This is a genomic window from Mycobacterium sp. E796, assembly GCF_001672815.1.
Lineage (GTDB): Bacteria > Actinomycetota > Actinomycetes > Mycobacteriales > Mycobacteriaceae > Mycobacterium.
In genome coordinates this window covers 1-564 of the sequence record NZ_LZKK01000323.1, presented here as the reverse complement: position 1 = coordinate 564, position 564 = coordinate 1, and the positions used below count along the sequence as shown (strand labels likewise).

The following is a 564-nucleotide window of genomic DNA, read 5'->3' as shown; positions in this document are numbered from 1 at the left end:
CTGTGGACCGCCGCCCAGCAGCGTGCCCCTGATCAGGCGCTTGGCCGAGTCCAGCGCAGCGTGGTACTCCTCCGGCGGAACGGTCGCCGCCAGCTCGGTCAACCCGTAGATCAGCGAATAGACGGCTTCCACCGAGCCCGGCTTGTCGGTGCCCCCGACGATGCCCTCGATGATCTCGCGGAAGGCCTGGAATCCGGCGCCGCCCTCCCGAGGGTCGACGGCACCTTCGGCACGGAGCGCCCACTCGAAGGCGGCGAGGTCGGGGTATTCGCGCATCAACCGGCCCGATTCGTCGAGCACCGCTTCGATCCGGTCCGTGACGTCGCCGGGACCCTGGGCGGCCTCGCGCAGGCGCGGCAACGCGACGTCGGTCCTGGCCGCGACGGCGGCCTTGATCAGCTCGGACTTGTTCGGGAAATAGTGATACAGGCTGCCGCTGGTCATCTCGGCAGCCTTGGCGATCTCGCGAATGCTTGCGCGGGAGTACCCGACCTCCGCCACGCAGCGCATCGCCGCGTCGATTATTCGGGCGCGGGTCCGCTCGCCGCTGGCGCCGACCGGGCG

Annotated in this window: 1 protein-coding gene; it reads right to left on the bottom strand. The window is 70.2% G+C overall.

From position 1 onward, the window contains the following. A partial coding sequence (locus A5706_RS35345; RefSeq protein ID WP_068137349.1) for a TetR/AcrR family transcriptional regulator occupies positions 1-564 on the bottom strand: 564 nt, incomplete at both ends.